The organism is Paenarthrobacter sp. 10N417 (assembly GCF_056394745.1).
In genome coordinates, this window is sequence record NZ_JBFTIL010000024.1 from 55,571 (window position 1) to 69,161 (window position 13,591).

Genomic DNA, 13,591 nt, shown 5'->3' on the forward strand with positions numbered 1-13,591 from the left:
TGCCCCTTGGAATTGTTCATGGGATGACTCGCGGGCTTCGATCTGAAGTCCACGGCGTTGAGGCACAGCGCGAACCAAGCCTGATTCCGGTTAAGGTTCCGCACGCAAATTTAGTAAGAAACGTCGAGAGAAGTGAGTACCCAAGTGGTGTACGCGATTGTCCGCGCAGGCGGCCGCCAAGAAAAAGTTTCCGTTGGAGACTACGTAACGCTTAACCGCGTCCCCGGTGGAGCCGGCAGCACGCTTGAGCTGCCCGCCTTGCTCCTGGTTGACGGCGACAAGGTCACGTCCGCTGCTGCGGACCTGGCCAAGGTCACGGTCACGGCTGAGATCCTTGAGGACCTTCGCGGTCCCAAGATCGTCATCCAGAAGTTCAAGAACAAGACCGGCTACAAGAAGCGCCAGGGTCACCGTCAGGAACTGACCAAGATCAAGATCACGAGCATCAAGTAACTTCGGTTACTCTGTTCAGATTTTCAGTTTCCCCAGAAATTTAGAGGCAGGCATTTCACATGGCACACAAAAAAGGCGCGAGCTCCACTCGCAACGGTCGTGACTCCAACGCACAGCGCCTCGGCGTCAAGCGGTTCGGTGGCCAGGTAGTTTCCGCAGGCGAGATCATCGTTCGCCAGCGTGGAACCCACTTCCACCCCGGTGCAGGCGTCGGCCGCGGTGGCGACGACACCCTGTTCGCACTCGAGGCCGGTGCGGTTGAGTTTGGTACTCGCCGCGGCCGTCGCGTAGTGAACATCGTTGCTGCTGCAGCTGCAGAGTAACAACAAGTTCTGAACCGGTGGAGCGGGCCAAACGGCCCGCTCCACCGTTCTTTTAACCGCATTACAATCGATTAGGGCGTCTATGGCGCTCTGATTTATGCAACAGCGCTGGCAACAGCAAGAGGAGATTCACGTGGCGAGCTTTGTAGACCGGGTAGTCCTGCACGTATCCGGCGGAACCGGCGGCCACGGCTGTGTCTCTGTTAAGCGCGAAAAGTTCAAGCCACTCGGCGGACCCGACGGCGGCAATGGTGGCAATGGTGGAGACGTCATCCTCCGGGTGTCCGCGCAGACCACCACCCTGCTGGACTACCACCATGCCCCCCACCGCCATGCCACCAACGGTGGCCCCGGCATGGGCGATTGGCGCGGCGGCAAGAACGGCGAAACCTTGATCCTTCCCGTGCCGGACGGCACTGTGGTGAAGACCAAGGACGGCGAAGTCCTGGCCGACCTTGTTGGCGAGGGCACGGAGTATGTTGCGGCTGCAGGTGGCCAGGGAGGCCTCGGAAACGCCTCACTTTCCTCCCAGAAACGCCGTGCGCCCGGCTTTGCGCTGCTTGGCATCGAGGGCGAATCCAGCGACATCGTCCTGGAGCTGAAGTCCATCGCCGATATCGCCTTGGTCGGATTTCCGTCCGCAGGAAAATCCAGCCTCATTGCAGCGATGTCAGCTGCCCGGCCCAAGATTGCCGATTACCCGTTCACCACCCTCATTCCCAACCTTGGCGTCGTCCAGGCTGGCGACATCCGCTTCACCATCGCCGATGTGCCCGGACTGATCGAGGGCGCCAGCGAGGGCAAGGGCCTTGGCCACAACTTCCTGCGCCACGTCGAGCGCTGCGCAGCCCTGGTTCACGTCCTGGACTGCGGAACTTTGGAATCGGACCGTGATCCCCTCTCCGATTTGGCCATCATCGAGGCGGAACTGGAAAAGTACGCCGTTGACATGAGCTATGCCGGCGTCGACGGCGAAGTTGTGCCGTTGAACGAACGTCCCAAGCTTGTTGTCCTGAACAAGGTGGACCTCCCGGACGGCAAGGACATGGCTGAGTTCGTTCGTCCGGAACTCGAATCACGCGGCTACCGGGTCTTCGAAGTCTCGGCCACCAGCCATGAAGGCCTGCGCCAGCTTGGTTTCGCCATGGCGGAGATCGTCAAGGCTGCACGGGACGCCGTTGAGACTGCGCCTCCCAAGGTTGCCCCGCCTGTCCTTCGTCCCCGCGCCGTCAACGAGAGCGGATTCCGGATCCGCCGCGAGGAGAAGAACCTCGAGCCGTTGTTCCGCGTCCTCGGCGAGAAGCCTGTCCGCTGGGTCAAGCAGACCGACTTCACCAATGAGGAAGCCATCGGCTACCTGGCTGATCGCCTGGCCAAGCTTGGCGTCGAGACTGAGCTCTTCAAGGTTGGTGCCAAGCCTGGCGATACCGTAGTCATCGGTGAGGACGATGGCGTGGTCTTTGACTGGGAGCCCACCATGATGGCCGGTGCCGAACTGCTGGCAACTCCCCGCGGTACCGACATCCGCGTTGCCGACATCGGCGACCGTCCCACCCGTTCACAGAAGCGCGATGAACAGCTTGAGCGACGCGAAGCCAAGGCTGCCGCCCGTGCCGAATTGGAAGCCGAGCGCAAGGCGGGCATCTGGACTGAGTCCGTCAGCCGCCGTCGTGCCCAGCCTGTGACGGAAGGCAACCTGGATACCGGTGATGACGACTAGGACCGTCGAAATTCCGAACGAAGAAGTTCTTGAGCGCCAGGCCCTCGCCACTGCCAAGAGGATTGTGGTCAAAGTTGGTTCGTCCTCGCTGACCAGTATCAAGGGTGGCATCTCCGAGAAATCACTGACGTCGCTGGTGAATGCGCTGGCGCACAAGCGAAATGCCGGTACTGAAATCATCCTCGTTTCTTCGGGTGCTATTGCAGCCGGCCTTGCTCCGTTGGGGCTGGCCAAGCGCCCGAAGGATCTTGCGACGCAGCAAGCCGCGGCGAGTGTAGGGCAAGGCCTGTTGATGGCGCGCTATACGCAAGCCTTCAGCGCGCATGGCGTCACGGTCAGCCAGGTCCTGCTGACGGCTGACGACCTCATGCGCAGGACGCAGCACACCAATGCCTTCCGGGCTCTGGACCGCTTGCTGAACCTTGGCGTCGTTCCCGTTGTCAATGAGAACGACACCGTTGCTACCCACGAGATCCGCTTTGGCGACAACGACCGCCTCGCGGCCTTGGTGGCACACCTGGTCCGCGCCGACGCGCTGGTGCTGCTCTCCGACGTCGATGCCCTCTACGACGGTCCGCCCTCCCATGGGGCCAAACGGATCGCGTTGGTTCGAGGTCCGCAGGATCTCGAGGACGTGACTATTGGCAAGGCAGGCAAAGCAGGTGTGGGTACCGGCGGCATGATGACCAAGGTGGAGGCCGCGTCCATTGCGGCGGGATCGGGCATCCACGCCTTGGTGACGTCCACGGCGAACGCTGCGGCAGCCCTTGCGGGGGAGGACGTGGGAACGTGGTTCGCCGTGAACGGCAACCGCAAGCCCGTCCGCCTGTTGTGGTTGGCCCACCTGGCAACGGTTCACGGGCGCTTGGTACTCGACGACGGCGCGGTGAAAGCCGTGCGCGACCGGCACAGGTCGCTCCTTCCCGCGGGCATTTCGGACATCAGCGGTGATTTTGAAGCAGGTGACCCTGTGGAAATGGTGGCGTTGGATGGAACTGTTGTGGCTCGTGGCCTGGTGAACTATTCCTCGGAAGAGCTTCCCCGCATGCTTGGCCGCACTACACAGGAGCTCGGACAGGCGATGGGCAGGGGTTACGACCGCGAAGTTGTTCATGTTGACGACCTCGTACTCCTTCAGGCCGTTCGCTCATCTAAACTTGGAGCATGACTGAAGCGCTGACCCCTGACGCCCCTGTGATTTCCGACGTTTCCGGTGCCGCCGGCCAGACGCCGGAGAGCCCTGTGGCAGGAGGCGCTCCGCTGTCACCGGAAGACGTCCAAACCGCAGTACATGCGATTGCAGACCGCTCCCGCAAGGCTGCCCGACGCATGGGTCAGGCCAACCGGGCCTGGAAGGACCGCGCCCTGCGTGCCATCGGGACCGCCCTTCAGGAGCGCCGGAAGCACGTGCTGGACGCAAACGCGAAGGACGTCGCCGCAGGCCGCGCCAATGGTACGTCTGCCGCACTCCTGGACCGGCTGACACTGACACCTGCCCGCATTGATGGCTTGGTTGCGGCTTTGGAGAACCTGGCTGGCCTGCCGGATCCCGTGGGTAACGTAGTCCGCGGCCAGACCCTTCCCAACGGCTTGCGCTTGCGCCAGGTCAATGTCCCCATGGGCGTTGTTGCCGCTATTTATGAAGCGCGCCCCAACGTCACGGTGGATATTGCCGGCTTGGCACTCAAGAGCGGTAACGCCGTCATCCTGCGTGGCGGATCGGCAGCTGCGAACACCAACGAGGCCTTGGTGCAGATTCTTCGGGAAGCTCTGGATTCGGTAGGCCTGCCTGCTGATGCTGTGCAGACCGTGGACCAGTATGGCCGTGAGGGCGCCAACGTGCTCATGCGTGCCCGTGGCCGCGTTGACGTCCTGATTCCCCGCGGTGGACGGGACCTTATCCAGACTGTCGTGACCAACTCTGCCGTGCCCGTTATTGAAACGGGTGAAGGCAACGTGCATATCTTCATCGACGAATCAGCAAACGAAGAGATGGCCGTTGACATTCTTTTGAATGCCAAGACACAGCGTCCCAGCGTTTGCAACACCGTCGAGACCCTCCTCGTTCACTCGGGCTCCACTGTGTTGCCTGCCGTTGCAGCCGCACTCCGCTCTGCCGGAGTCACGCTCCACGTGGATGACCGGATCGCCGCTGCCTTGGGCGAGGACGTGGAAACCGTTCCGGCCGACGACGACGATTGGGCCACCGAGTACATGGACCTGGACCTCGCTGTGGCCATGGTGGACAACCTTGATGATGCCGTTGATCACATCCGGAAGTGGACCACTGGACACACCGAAGCGATCCTGACGAACAACCTGGCCAACGCCGAAAGATTTATCGCTGAAATCGACTCGGCCGCCGTCATCGTCAATGCTTCCACGCGTTTCACCGACGGCGGTGAGCTCGGGCTCGGAGCAGAAGTGGGCATTTCCACCCAAAAGCTGCATGCCCGCGGGCCCATGGGCCTCACGGAACTCACCACAACCAAGTGGATCGTCCAGGGCGAAGGCCAGATCCGCGGCTAGCTACGCGGTAACATAGAACAGAAGTCCGGAACGGCGGGGAGTCCCGCCGTCGAAAATCCTTGAGAACCAACTAGGGGAGAAGATGCTGTTTCAGCAGATCGCCACGTCCATAGCAGCCCAAACAGAAGGCGGCCACGAAGCGCCCGCCCCGCTCTGGGCCGAGCCGTGGGTCTTCGGAGTCAGCATGTTTGCTCTCCTGCTGGTTTTGATGTTCGTTGCTCTCTCCTACACCAACCTCGGCAACCGTCACGAGGCTGTAGAAGAGCACTCGGATCCGCACCGCCAGCACCCGAACAAGCACACCCACAAGCAGGGCCACTAACATTATCGCCGCAACTCCGCGCGGGGAGTCGGAGCGCAGGCTCCGGCTGGGCGTGATGGGTGGAACTTTTGATCCCATCCATCACGGCCACCTTGTGGCTGCAAGTGAGGTTGCCGCCAAGTTCGATCTCGACGAAGTCGTTTTCGTGCCTACTGGCCAACCTTGGCAGAAGTCCAGCAAGCAGGTCAGCAAACCCGAGCATCGCTACTTGATGACCGTGATCGCCACGGCGTCAAACCCGAGGTTCACGGTGAGCCGGGTTGATGTTGACCGCCCCGGACCCACTTACACCATCGACACCCTGCGCGATCTAAGGGCCCAGCGACCCGACGCTGATCTGTTCTTCATCACCGGCGCCGACGCCTTGGCGCAGATTCTGTCCTGGAAAGACGTTGACGAACTCTGGTCTTTGGCGCACTTCGTTGGTGTCACGCGCCCTGGCCACGAATTGGACGGCATGGGCAGGGAAGACGTCAGCCTCCTGGAAGTTCCGGCTATGGCGATTTCTTCAACGGATTGCCGAACACGCGTAGGTGCGGGGAACCCCGTCTGGTACCTCGTGCCCGATGGCGTGGTGCAGTACATCGCCAAATATGGTCTGTACGCCGCACACTCCGGTACCGCGCGGCCAGGGACAGGGGAGCTGGCCCCCGCATTATCCGGATCAGACGACCAAGCACGTACTGAATGAGTTTTGAATGAGCAGCCAGGAACAGCGACCCATCCGCAGCAGGCGTGAGCTTCGCCGCGCCCGCGAAGAGAACCAGGAGCCGCAGGCCGAAGCTACACCACCCCAGGTAGTGGATGCAGCGGAGAATGCTGTAACTGGTCGTAATCGCCGTGCTGCTGACGCGCCTGTAGACGCAGTGGGTGCCGCCGCGCAGGAGCGGTCCTCCCAGATCCGCGCCCGCGACCGCGCTGCGCTGCGTACCATCAAAGAGCTCGCAGACAAGGAAGAGCAGCTCTCCGGCGGCGGCCCACCAACACGTCGCCAGCTTCGCCTGCAGCAACTCCAGGCAGAAGTAGCCACCTCTGCCAACCCCATTGTTCCCATACCTTCCGGAAAGCCAGCCGATAAACCGACCGACAAACCGGTTGCTGCTAAGGCCGCCCCAGCGCCTGATGCGGGCGCCAAGGGTTCCGACGACGATTCGGCAGCCAGCGCTGGTACCGCAGAATCTGAAATGTCTGTGGAGCAGGCACTCGCGGTACGTGAACTGATTGCTGCCCAGGTCCAGAATCAAACCGCCAAGCTTGAGCACATTGCCGAGCAAGATCCACTGGCTGTCGATCCTGAAATCCTCGCCCAGCAGATTGCCCTTGCCGAGCGTGCTGCGGTGCTGAACAAGCGGGCCGCGGCCAAGCAGAAGCTTGCCGAACAGAACCAAGCCGAAGCAAAGGTGCCAGCTGCAGCCTCGGTAGGTCCGTCCACTGCCAACAACCTTGCCATGGTCACGCCACTGGAGTTCGTCAAGGTTCCCGGCATTGAACGCCCGGTCATGAAGCGTCCCAGCACCACATTCGTGCCGCTCGTGACGTCGTCGGGTCCCACGCTTGAGAGCGCGAAGGCCCCGGCAAACGGAAAAGGCACACGTGGCCGTTCGGGTGTTCTCGCGCGTGCCGAGGCTGTGGCAAGGAACGCGCGGAAGCGGCCTGTCGCCGTCGACGAACAGCTTGAAGAAACGCAACGCCCGCCGGTTTCTGCCAGTGCGGCCTATGGGCTTGACCCGCTGGACGCCAACACGGCCGGCTTGGCCCGGGCACAGCGCAACAGGCTGCTGCAGCTCGGCGTCCTGGCGTTGGGTGTTCTCGCGCTCATCGTCGGCATCATCATGATCACCAGCGGCTAGTTTCGCTAGAACCCGGCTAACGCCATTTACAGGCCACTGGCCACAACAAGGAGTCCCCGTGTCTGCACATGAACAATCCATCACTCTCGCCCGTCACGCCGCGCGTGCTGCGGCCGACAAACTGGCAGAGGACATCGTTGCCCTCGATGTCAGCGAACGCCTGGCCCTGACTGACATCTTCCTCATTGCATCTGCGCCCACAGAACGCCAGGTCAACGCAATCGTTGATGGCATCGAGGAAGAGCTGATGAAGCAGGACCTTCGCCCGGTGCGTCGTGAAGGACGATCCGAGGGCCGCTGGGTGCTTTTGGACTACGCTGACATCGTCATCCACGTCCAGCACGCCGAGGACCGTGTTTTCTACGCGCTGGAGCGCCTTTGGAAGGACTGCCCTGTAGTTGACCTTGAACTCGGGGATGACGCCTCGGCAAAGGCCGCGCCAGCAGGGGAATCAGAGCTCTAAACATGGGCCGGCATCCGAATATGCCCGATTTGGAATTTTCGGAAACGCTGTTCTAAGATATTTGAGTTGCTTCGGCGTGAACAGCTTTGAAGCAGCGAGGATATGGGGCTGTGGCGCAGCTGGTAGCGCACCTGCATGGCATGCAGGGGGTCAGGGGTTCGAGTCCCCTCAGCTCCACTCTTGAGGTTCTGCCCTTCTTCGTGATGAAGAAGGGCAGGGCCTTTTTTGTGTGGCTTTCGCCCTGGCTGCGACCTGCTAGGCACCAGCATCCGCTTCGATTGCTGGCAGCATGAATTCCCACATCTCGTCAATGCGGCGAAGTACGTCCGTGCGGGCAGTGAGGACGTTGGAAACCATCTGGACTCCGGTGAAGGAAGCAACCAGGTAGCGGGCAAAGGCGGCGGGATCCAGCATGGTCCGAGCGGTCCCCTCGTCCTGGGCTTTGCGAAGCAGTTGCTCCACCGTTTCAATCCAGTCCTGGTAGGGGTCCGAGATATCGGCATCAAACGCGGATGCTTCGAACGTCAGGCGGATTCCGCCCTGGACAATCGCTTCATCCAGTAATTGCCTGCCAAACATCCTGCAGAGCGCAATGATCTTCTCCAGGGCAGGCATGCTTGAGGCCACAATGCCAGCACCCGCCGCGAGGACCAACGCATGCTGCTCCTGGATGACGGCCAAGGCGAGCTCCCGCTTGGACGTGAAGTGGAAGTACAGTGCTCCCTTGGTCACTCCGGCACGCTTGGTGATGTCGCTCAGGCTTGCGTTGCCGTATCCAACTTCTGCGAAGACATGGGCGGCGCCTTCAATGACGGAAAGGCGGGTGTCTTTCGCACGTTGCTGCATGGAGGGTGGGGAGCCTCTCAGTTATTCCGAGGTGTGGTGGCAAGCAAAAACGCGCCGCCGGACCCCACTACGCTACCACCGTGCCTAAATTCAGGTCGCTAAAACCGACTGGACGGTTTGGTTTATCCTTCCCATGATTCTAGACTTCAGAAGGAGTCGCCGGTCCGAACCGGAGGGACTCCCGTGCAGCCGTTGGGGGGAGGTGCGGTGGAGCAATCCAGCGCACCCCGGCTGCGGCGTTACGAGTTCAGCAGGGCGGAAATACCCAGAATCCCGGTGATGGGGATCACTCTCCTGTGATTTCGCTTCTCGGGGGATTGTGGTTAGTATTGACGAGTTGCTTCGGCGGGAAGGGAAATCTTCCTACGGAAATCAACAAGATCCGGGGCTGTGGCGCAGCTGGTAGCGCACCTGCATGGCATGCAGGGGGTCAGGGGTTCGAGTCCCCTCAGCTCCACTTCGGATAAAAGACCCCGCTCGGGTGAGCGGGGTCTTTTGCTTTCTGGTTCCCTTGAGGGATGCCTGCCTTAGCGGGTGAGGAGGCCGGATTCCTACTCCGGACGGACGCCGAACTCGGCTGCACTGAGGAATTCGATGCCTTGGAACGGCTGATCGCCTACCACCCGGGCATGGTGTCCCGGTGGGATCGAGTAGGAATCACCGCTGGAAATGCTGACCTGCCCACCGTCATTGGTTTCCACCTCGAGGGAGCCGGAGACGCAGAAGCCTACATGGCTCAATTGGCAGGAGTCTGTTCCGACTACTGGTTTGATGCAGTCGTCCCATGTCCAGCCGGGTTCAAAGGTGGTTCGGCCGATTGTGTAGTCTCCGACAGTAACGATCTCAACCGTTGTCTTGTCCGGACTGCGCGTTTCATCGGGGGAGTTAAGTGACTTCACTTGGAGTTGCGTGACAACATTGACACTCATGGTTTGCTCTCAGGGAGGGAGCCGGTTAAGTGCGGTCCCGTGGCCTGGCTCTGCGGTTGGGCGGGACCGGTGCCTGCTGCCGTCAGGGTATGGGTTCGCCATCCGACGCGACAACAGGTGCTTGGCATGCTGCATCATCCACATTCCTCCGAAGCCAGCATGAAGTCGAGACACTAAAGCGAACGAATTTAAGGAAAGCGAGAACGCGATCGTGACCGTACAGGAACTGGAGTCGCTGTTCGGCGGGCTTCGTAGGTTCCCCGATGTCGAGGCGGACAACCTTCAGGCATATGACGCCACAGACAGGCTGTTGCTTCAGGCGGTCTCGGATCATATCCGGCCGGAAACCAAGGTTGTTGTCATCGGCGACCGGTATGGTGCCTTGACGCTGGGCGCTTTGGCCGGGACCGGCGTCGGGCACGTCCGCGTTAACCAAGATCTCTACACCGGCAGGCTTGCGCTGCAGCGCAATGCGGAAGCAGCTGGCCTGCAGGGACGGTTCAGTTCCCACGAATTGGGCGCTGAACTCTTGGAGGGGGCCAATCTGGTGCTCATGCAGTTGCCGAAATCGCTGGCGGAGCTGGAGGAAAACGCCGACGCCGTTGCCCGCTATGCAGCGCCGGATGCGGTCCTGCTCGCGGGGGGCCGCGTCAAGCACATGTCCCTGGGTATGAATAAAGTGCTGGACCGCTATTTCTCATCTGTGCAGCCGCAGTTGGCCCGGCAGAAGTCCAGGGTACTGGTGGCCAGCAATCCCAAGCCGGTTTCGAGCGAGCCTCCCTACCCTGTGGTGGAGCAGTTGCCGGAATTGGGGATCACGGTTTGTGCTCATGGTGCTGCATTTTCCGGTGCACGCCTGGATATCGGAACCAGGTACCTCCTGACCTTCCTGGACAGGATGCCGCAAGCGCGACGGGTGGTGGATCTGGGGTGTGGGACCGGCATTCTTGCCACGATGTTGGCACGGCACCAGCCGAAGGCGAGCCTGGTAGCAACTGATCAGTCGGCGGCGGCCGTGGCATCAGCTACGGCCACGGCAGCTGCCAATGGACTGGAAGACCGGATTTCCGTGATCCACGACGACGCCCTGTCAACGTTTGATGCAGGCAGCGCGGATCTTGTCCTGTTGAATCCACCTTTCCACCTTGGAGCCAGCGTGCATGCCGGCGCTGCCCTGAAGATGTTCGAAGCGGCTGCCCGCGTTCTCGCGCCCGGCGGCGAGCTGTGGACTGTGTACAACAGCCATCTGCAGTACCGGCCGGCCCTTGAGCGGCTCATTGGCCCCACCGTGGAGGAAGGCCGGAACCCGAAGTTTACGGTGACTCGGAGTCGTCGTGGATGAGCCGGTCCCGCGCTTCACGGCGGGAATTTAGTGTCATCGTTACCAAGCCCTGACACCGTTGCCTGCGTGTGCGCATACCCGTGTGAGCATGGGTATCGTACGATTCAGACAAAGACGAAGTACGATGATGTTTTTTCGAAAACGACTAGGGGAATCAGTGACTGAGATCCGGCAGCCCACACCGAGGCGCGGAACGAATCTACCCCGCATGGGTGACTTTAATCTGACAGTCATCCTGGAGGCGATCCGGCGGTCTTCGGGCGGGCTCAGCCGTGTTGAACTCGCACAGATTGTTGGACTGTCCCCGCAAACCATCTCCAATATTTCCCGTCGCCTGCTTGACCAGCACTTGATTGTGGAGGCAGGCAAAGAGGGTACTGGCCCAGGCAAACCGCGGACCATCCTGCGGCTCAATCCATCGGGCATGTATGCGGTAGGCGTCCACCTTGACCCTGCAGTTATCACCTTTGTTGTCCTGGATCTTCTGGGCGACGTCGTCAGGCATTCGCGGATGGCTACTCCCGGTGGAGACCCCGCCGCGGTGATCACGAGCATCGCCCAGCAGATCAAGGTCCTCATTGAGGAATCGGGCGTTGATGCATCCAAGATCGCGGGGCTCGGTGTAGCCGTCCCGGGGCCAATCGACCTCGATGAAGGTTCCGTCGTGGAGCCTCCGCTGTTGACTCGATGGAACCGTGTGCGTATCCGCGAGGCCCTCACAGAGGCCACGGGCCTGGAGACGCTGGTGGACAAGGACGTAACGAGTGCTGCGGTGGCCGAAACCTGGGCCGGCGGGGCCAGCGGTGCCGGCAGTTTCGTCTTCATGTATATGGGCACCGGTATTGGTTGCGGCATTGTCCTGAACGATGAAGTGGTCCGTGGAACGTCCGGCAATGCGGGCGAAATCGGCCATATCATCGTTGATCCGATGGGGCCCCAGTGTGACTGCGGGCTCCGTGGTTGCGTGAAGTCCTCGTGTATCCCACAGGTCCTGGTGGCTGAGGCCGAGGCGGCCGGTGTGCTGGACAGCCATGGCGAGGACGCAGATGGGCCGCAGGTACAGGAACGTTACGCCTTGTTGTGCGACAAAGCCGATGCCGGCGACGAAAAAGCCATCGCCATCCTTGATAAGTCAGCCACCCTTGTGGCCCGTGCTGTCTCGGTGGTGACCAACACCCTTGACGTGGAACGCGTTGTTTTTGGTGGTCCTTTCTGGGGGCGGATGTCAAAGTACTTCCTGGAGCGTGTTCCGGGCCTGATTGCTGAAAACAGTGCGGCCCGCATGATCCACGGTATTGAAGTTGTGGGTTCCGGAGTGGGTGAGGATGTGGGCGCCATTGGTGCGGCCTGCCTCGTGCTGGAGCACACGCTGGCACCACGCGCCCAACGGCTCCTGCTGGAAGGCTAACTACTCCGCCACGTCGACTCGATTGGAGCATAATGCGCCGCCCCATGAGGTTTGCCACCGTCCTTCCCGTCGTAGCCGCTCTTCTCGCTGCAACCGCTTGTTCCTCGACGCCGCCTACTGCCGAGAACAAGACCCTGAAGATCGTCTACCAGAAATCCGACTCCTTCACGGCCCTGGATACCGTGATGCACGACGCCAAGAAAGAATTCGAGGCAGCCAACTCTTCGGTGACGGTCAATCTCGAACCGATCCAAGCCAACGATGACGACTACGGCACCAAGCTCGCTCTGGCCCAGCGATCCCCGGACACCGCGCCGGACGTCTTCTACGAGGACACGTTCAAGGTGCGTTCCGACGTCGACGCCGGTTACCTCCTCAAGCTGGACAGCTACCTGGAAAAGTGGGATGACTGGTCCCAGTTCAATGAAGCGGCCAAAGCTGCAGGCCGGGCCGACGACGGAGGTATTTACGCGGTGCCTCTGGGCACTGACACGCGTGCTATCTGGTACAACAAGGCAGTGCTGCAGAAGGCCGGAATTCCTGTTCCGTGGCAGCCCAAAACGTGGGAAGACATTCTCTCCACGGCACGTGCCATCAAAGCCTCGGACCCAACCGTGATTCCCTTCAACATGTACGCCGGCAAGGGTACGGGCGAGGGAACCGTCATGCAGAGCTTCTACGAACTCCTCTACGGGACTGACAGCACGCTGTACGACGAAAAGGAAAAGAAGTGGGTAGTCGGTTCCCAGGGTTTCACTGACTCGCTGGCTTTCCTGAAGACCCTCTACGACGAAAAACTCGCAACCAGCCCGGCTGAAGCCCTCGACGCCAATGTCTGGAAGAAGGTCTTTGGCGAGTGGTTCCCGCAGGGCAAACTGGGGGCAACCGTGGAAGGCTCCTACACGCCGTCGTTCTGGCAAAAGGGCGGGCCCTATGAGTGGGCAGGCTACGAGCAGGACATGGGCGTGGCCATGTTCCCCACGCGGAACGGACAGGAACCGGGTGGCGTCAGTATGTCCGGTGGATGGACCCTTGCAGTTGGTGCCAAGAGCAAGAACGCTGAGCTGGCGTTCAAGTTCCTCACCACCGCGCTGAACAAGAAGAATGCCTTGGCCTTTGACGTTAACAACTCCCAGATAGCGGTCCGCACGGATGTTGCCAAGGAATCGAGCTACGTTTCGGCGAATCCGTTCGTCAAGGACGTGTCGGAATTGGTGAAGGTGACGCATTACCGCCCAGCCACCGCCGATTATCCGAGGATTTCGACGGCGGTCCAGGTAGCCACCGAGTCTGTCATCACTGGAAAGCAAAGCCCTGAAGATGCCGCAGCCGAGTATGACGCCACGGTGCGCAAGGTTGTTGGCGATGACAAGGTCCTGGACAGATGACGGGCATGAGATGACATC

Annotated in this window: 14 protein-coding genes and 2 tRNA genes; 14 read left to right on the plus strand and 2 right to left on the minus strand. The window is 60.9% G+C overall.

The genetic code is table 11. The annotated features are described in order from the left end of the window. The first annotated feature begins 144 nt into the window (after nt 1–144). From rplU to AC1DCM_RS22695, 10 genes are all read left to right on the plus strand, one after another. Nucleotides 145–453: a 50S ribosomal protein L21 gene (rplU, locus tag AC1DCM_RS22650; RefSeq protein ID WP_216925647.1), complete on the plus strand. Its 309-nt coding sequence runs from the start codon at nt 145–147 to the stop codon at nt 451–453. A gap of 59 nt (nt 454–512) precedes the next feature. Beyond that, the gene (gene rpmA / locus AC1DCM_RS22655; RefSeq protein WP_021470683.1) at nt 513–776 is read left to right on the plus strand and encodes a 50S ribosomal protein L27; all 264 of its coding nucleotides are present in this window, start codon (nt 513–515) and stop codon (nt 774–776) included. A gap of 133 nt (nt 777–909) precedes the next feature. Next, nucleotides 910–2,496 (plus strand): GTPase ObgE, encoded by a 1,587-nt coding sequence (obgE, locus tag AC1DCM_RS22660; RefSeq protein ID WP_477519796.1) that lies wholly within the window; start codon nt 910–912, stop codon nt 2,494–2,496. Further along, nucleotides 2,486–3,664: a glutamate 5-kinase gene (gene proB / locus AC1DCM_RS22665; protein ID WP_477519797.1), complete on the plus strand. Its 1,179-nt coding sequence runs from the start codon at nt 2,486–2,488 to the stop codon at nt 3,662–3,664. The genes obgE and proB overlap by 11 nt, the downstream gene beginning before the upstream one ends. After that, entirely contained in the window at nt 3,661–5,025 is a 1,365-nt protein-coding gene (locus tag AC1DCM_RS22670; protein ID WP_477519798.1) for a glutamate-5-semialdehyde dehydrogenase, read from the plus strand. The genes proB and AC1DCM_RS22670 overlap by 4 nt, the downstream gene beginning before the upstream one ends. An 82-nt stretch (nt 5,026–5,107) precedes the next feature. Continuing rightward, a complete protein-coding gene (locus tag AC1DCM_RS22675) occupies nt 5,108–5,347 on the plus strand; it encodes a hypothetical protein (protein ID WP_224090660.1) in 240 nt (79 codons plus the stop codon). Between the two features lie 4 nt (nt 5,348–5,351). Continuing rightward, entirely contained in the window at nt 5,352–6,038 is a 687-nt protein-coding gene (gene nadD / locus AC1DCM_RS22680; RefSeq protein ID WP_442006191.1) for a nicotinate-nucleotide adenylyltransferase, read from the plus strand. A 7-nt stretch (nt 6,039–6,045) separates the two neighbouring features. Then, a complete protein-coding gene (locus tag AC1DCM_RS22685; RefSeq protein ID WP_477519799.1) occupies nt 6,046–7,197 on the plus strand; it encodes a hypothetical protein in 1,152 nt (383 codons plus the stop codon). A gap of 58 nt (nt 7,198–7,255) precedes the next feature. Continuing rightward, nucleotides 7,256–7,660 (plus strand): ribosome silencing factor, encoded by a 405-nt coding sequence (gene rsfS, locus AC1DCM_RS22690; RefSeq protein WP_442006133.1) that lies wholly within the window; start codon nt 7,256–7,258, stop codon nt 7,658–7,660. A 104-nt stretch (nt 7,661–7,764) separates the two neighbouring features. Next, a tRNA-Ala gene (locus AC1DCM_RS22695) sits at nt 7,765–7,837 on the plus strand. 78 nt (nt 7,838–7,915) lie between these two features. Here the strand turns inward: AC1DCM_RS22695 and AC1DCM_RS22700 are convergent. Then, nucleotides 7,916–8,506, minus strand: coding sequence for a ScbR family autoregulator-binding transcription factor (locus tag AC1DCM_RS22700; RefSeq protein WP_477519800.1), 591 nt, complete (start codon nt 8,504–8,506; stop codon nt 7,916–7,918). Nucleotides 8,507–8,890: 384 nt separating this feature from the next. On the opposite strand from AC1DCM_RS22700, the gene AC1DCM_RS22705 reads away from it, so the two are divergent. Beyond that, nucleotides 8,891–8,963 (plus strand) — tRNA-Ala (locus AC1DCM_RS22705). Nucleotides 8,964–9,057: 94 nt separating this feature from the next. On the opposite strand, the gene AC1DCM_RS22710 is transcribed toward AC1DCM_RS22705, so the two are convergent. After that, nucleotides 9,058–9,435 carry a cupin domain-containing protein gene (locus tag AC1DCM_RS22710; protein WP_442018415.1) on the minus strand — a complete coding sequence of 126 codons (378 nt, stop codon included), beginning with the start codon at nt 9,433–9,435 and terminating at the stop codon, nt 9,058–9,060. A 211-nt stretch (nt 9,436–9,646) separates the two neighbouring features. On the opposite strand from AC1DCM_RS22710, the gene AC1DCM_RS22715 reads away from it, so the two are divergent. The 3 genes from AC1DCM_RS22715 (at nt 9,647) to AC1DCM_RS22725 (ending at nt 13,573) form a co-directional block, all read left to right on the plus strand. Next, entirely contained in the window at nt 9,647–10,777 is a 1,131-nt protein-coding gene (locus tag AC1DCM_RS22715) for a class I SAM-dependent methyltransferase (RefSeq protein ID WP_477519801.1), read from the plus strand. 208 nt (nt 10,778–10,985) lie between these two features. Next, nucleotides 10,986–12,185, plus strand: coding sequence for an ROK family transcriptional regulator (locus AC1DCM_RS22720; RefSeq protein WP_431115445.1), 1,200 nt, complete (start codon nt 10,986–10,988; stop codon nt 12,183–12,185). A 32-nt stretch (nt 12,186–12,217) separates the two neighbouring features. Further along, entirely contained in the window at nt 12,218–13,573 is a 1,356-nt protein-coding gene (locus AC1DCM_RS22725; RefSeq protein ID WP_477519802.1) for an extracellular solute-binding protein, read from the plus strand. The last annotated feature ends 18 nt before the right edge of the window (nt 13,574–13,591 follow it).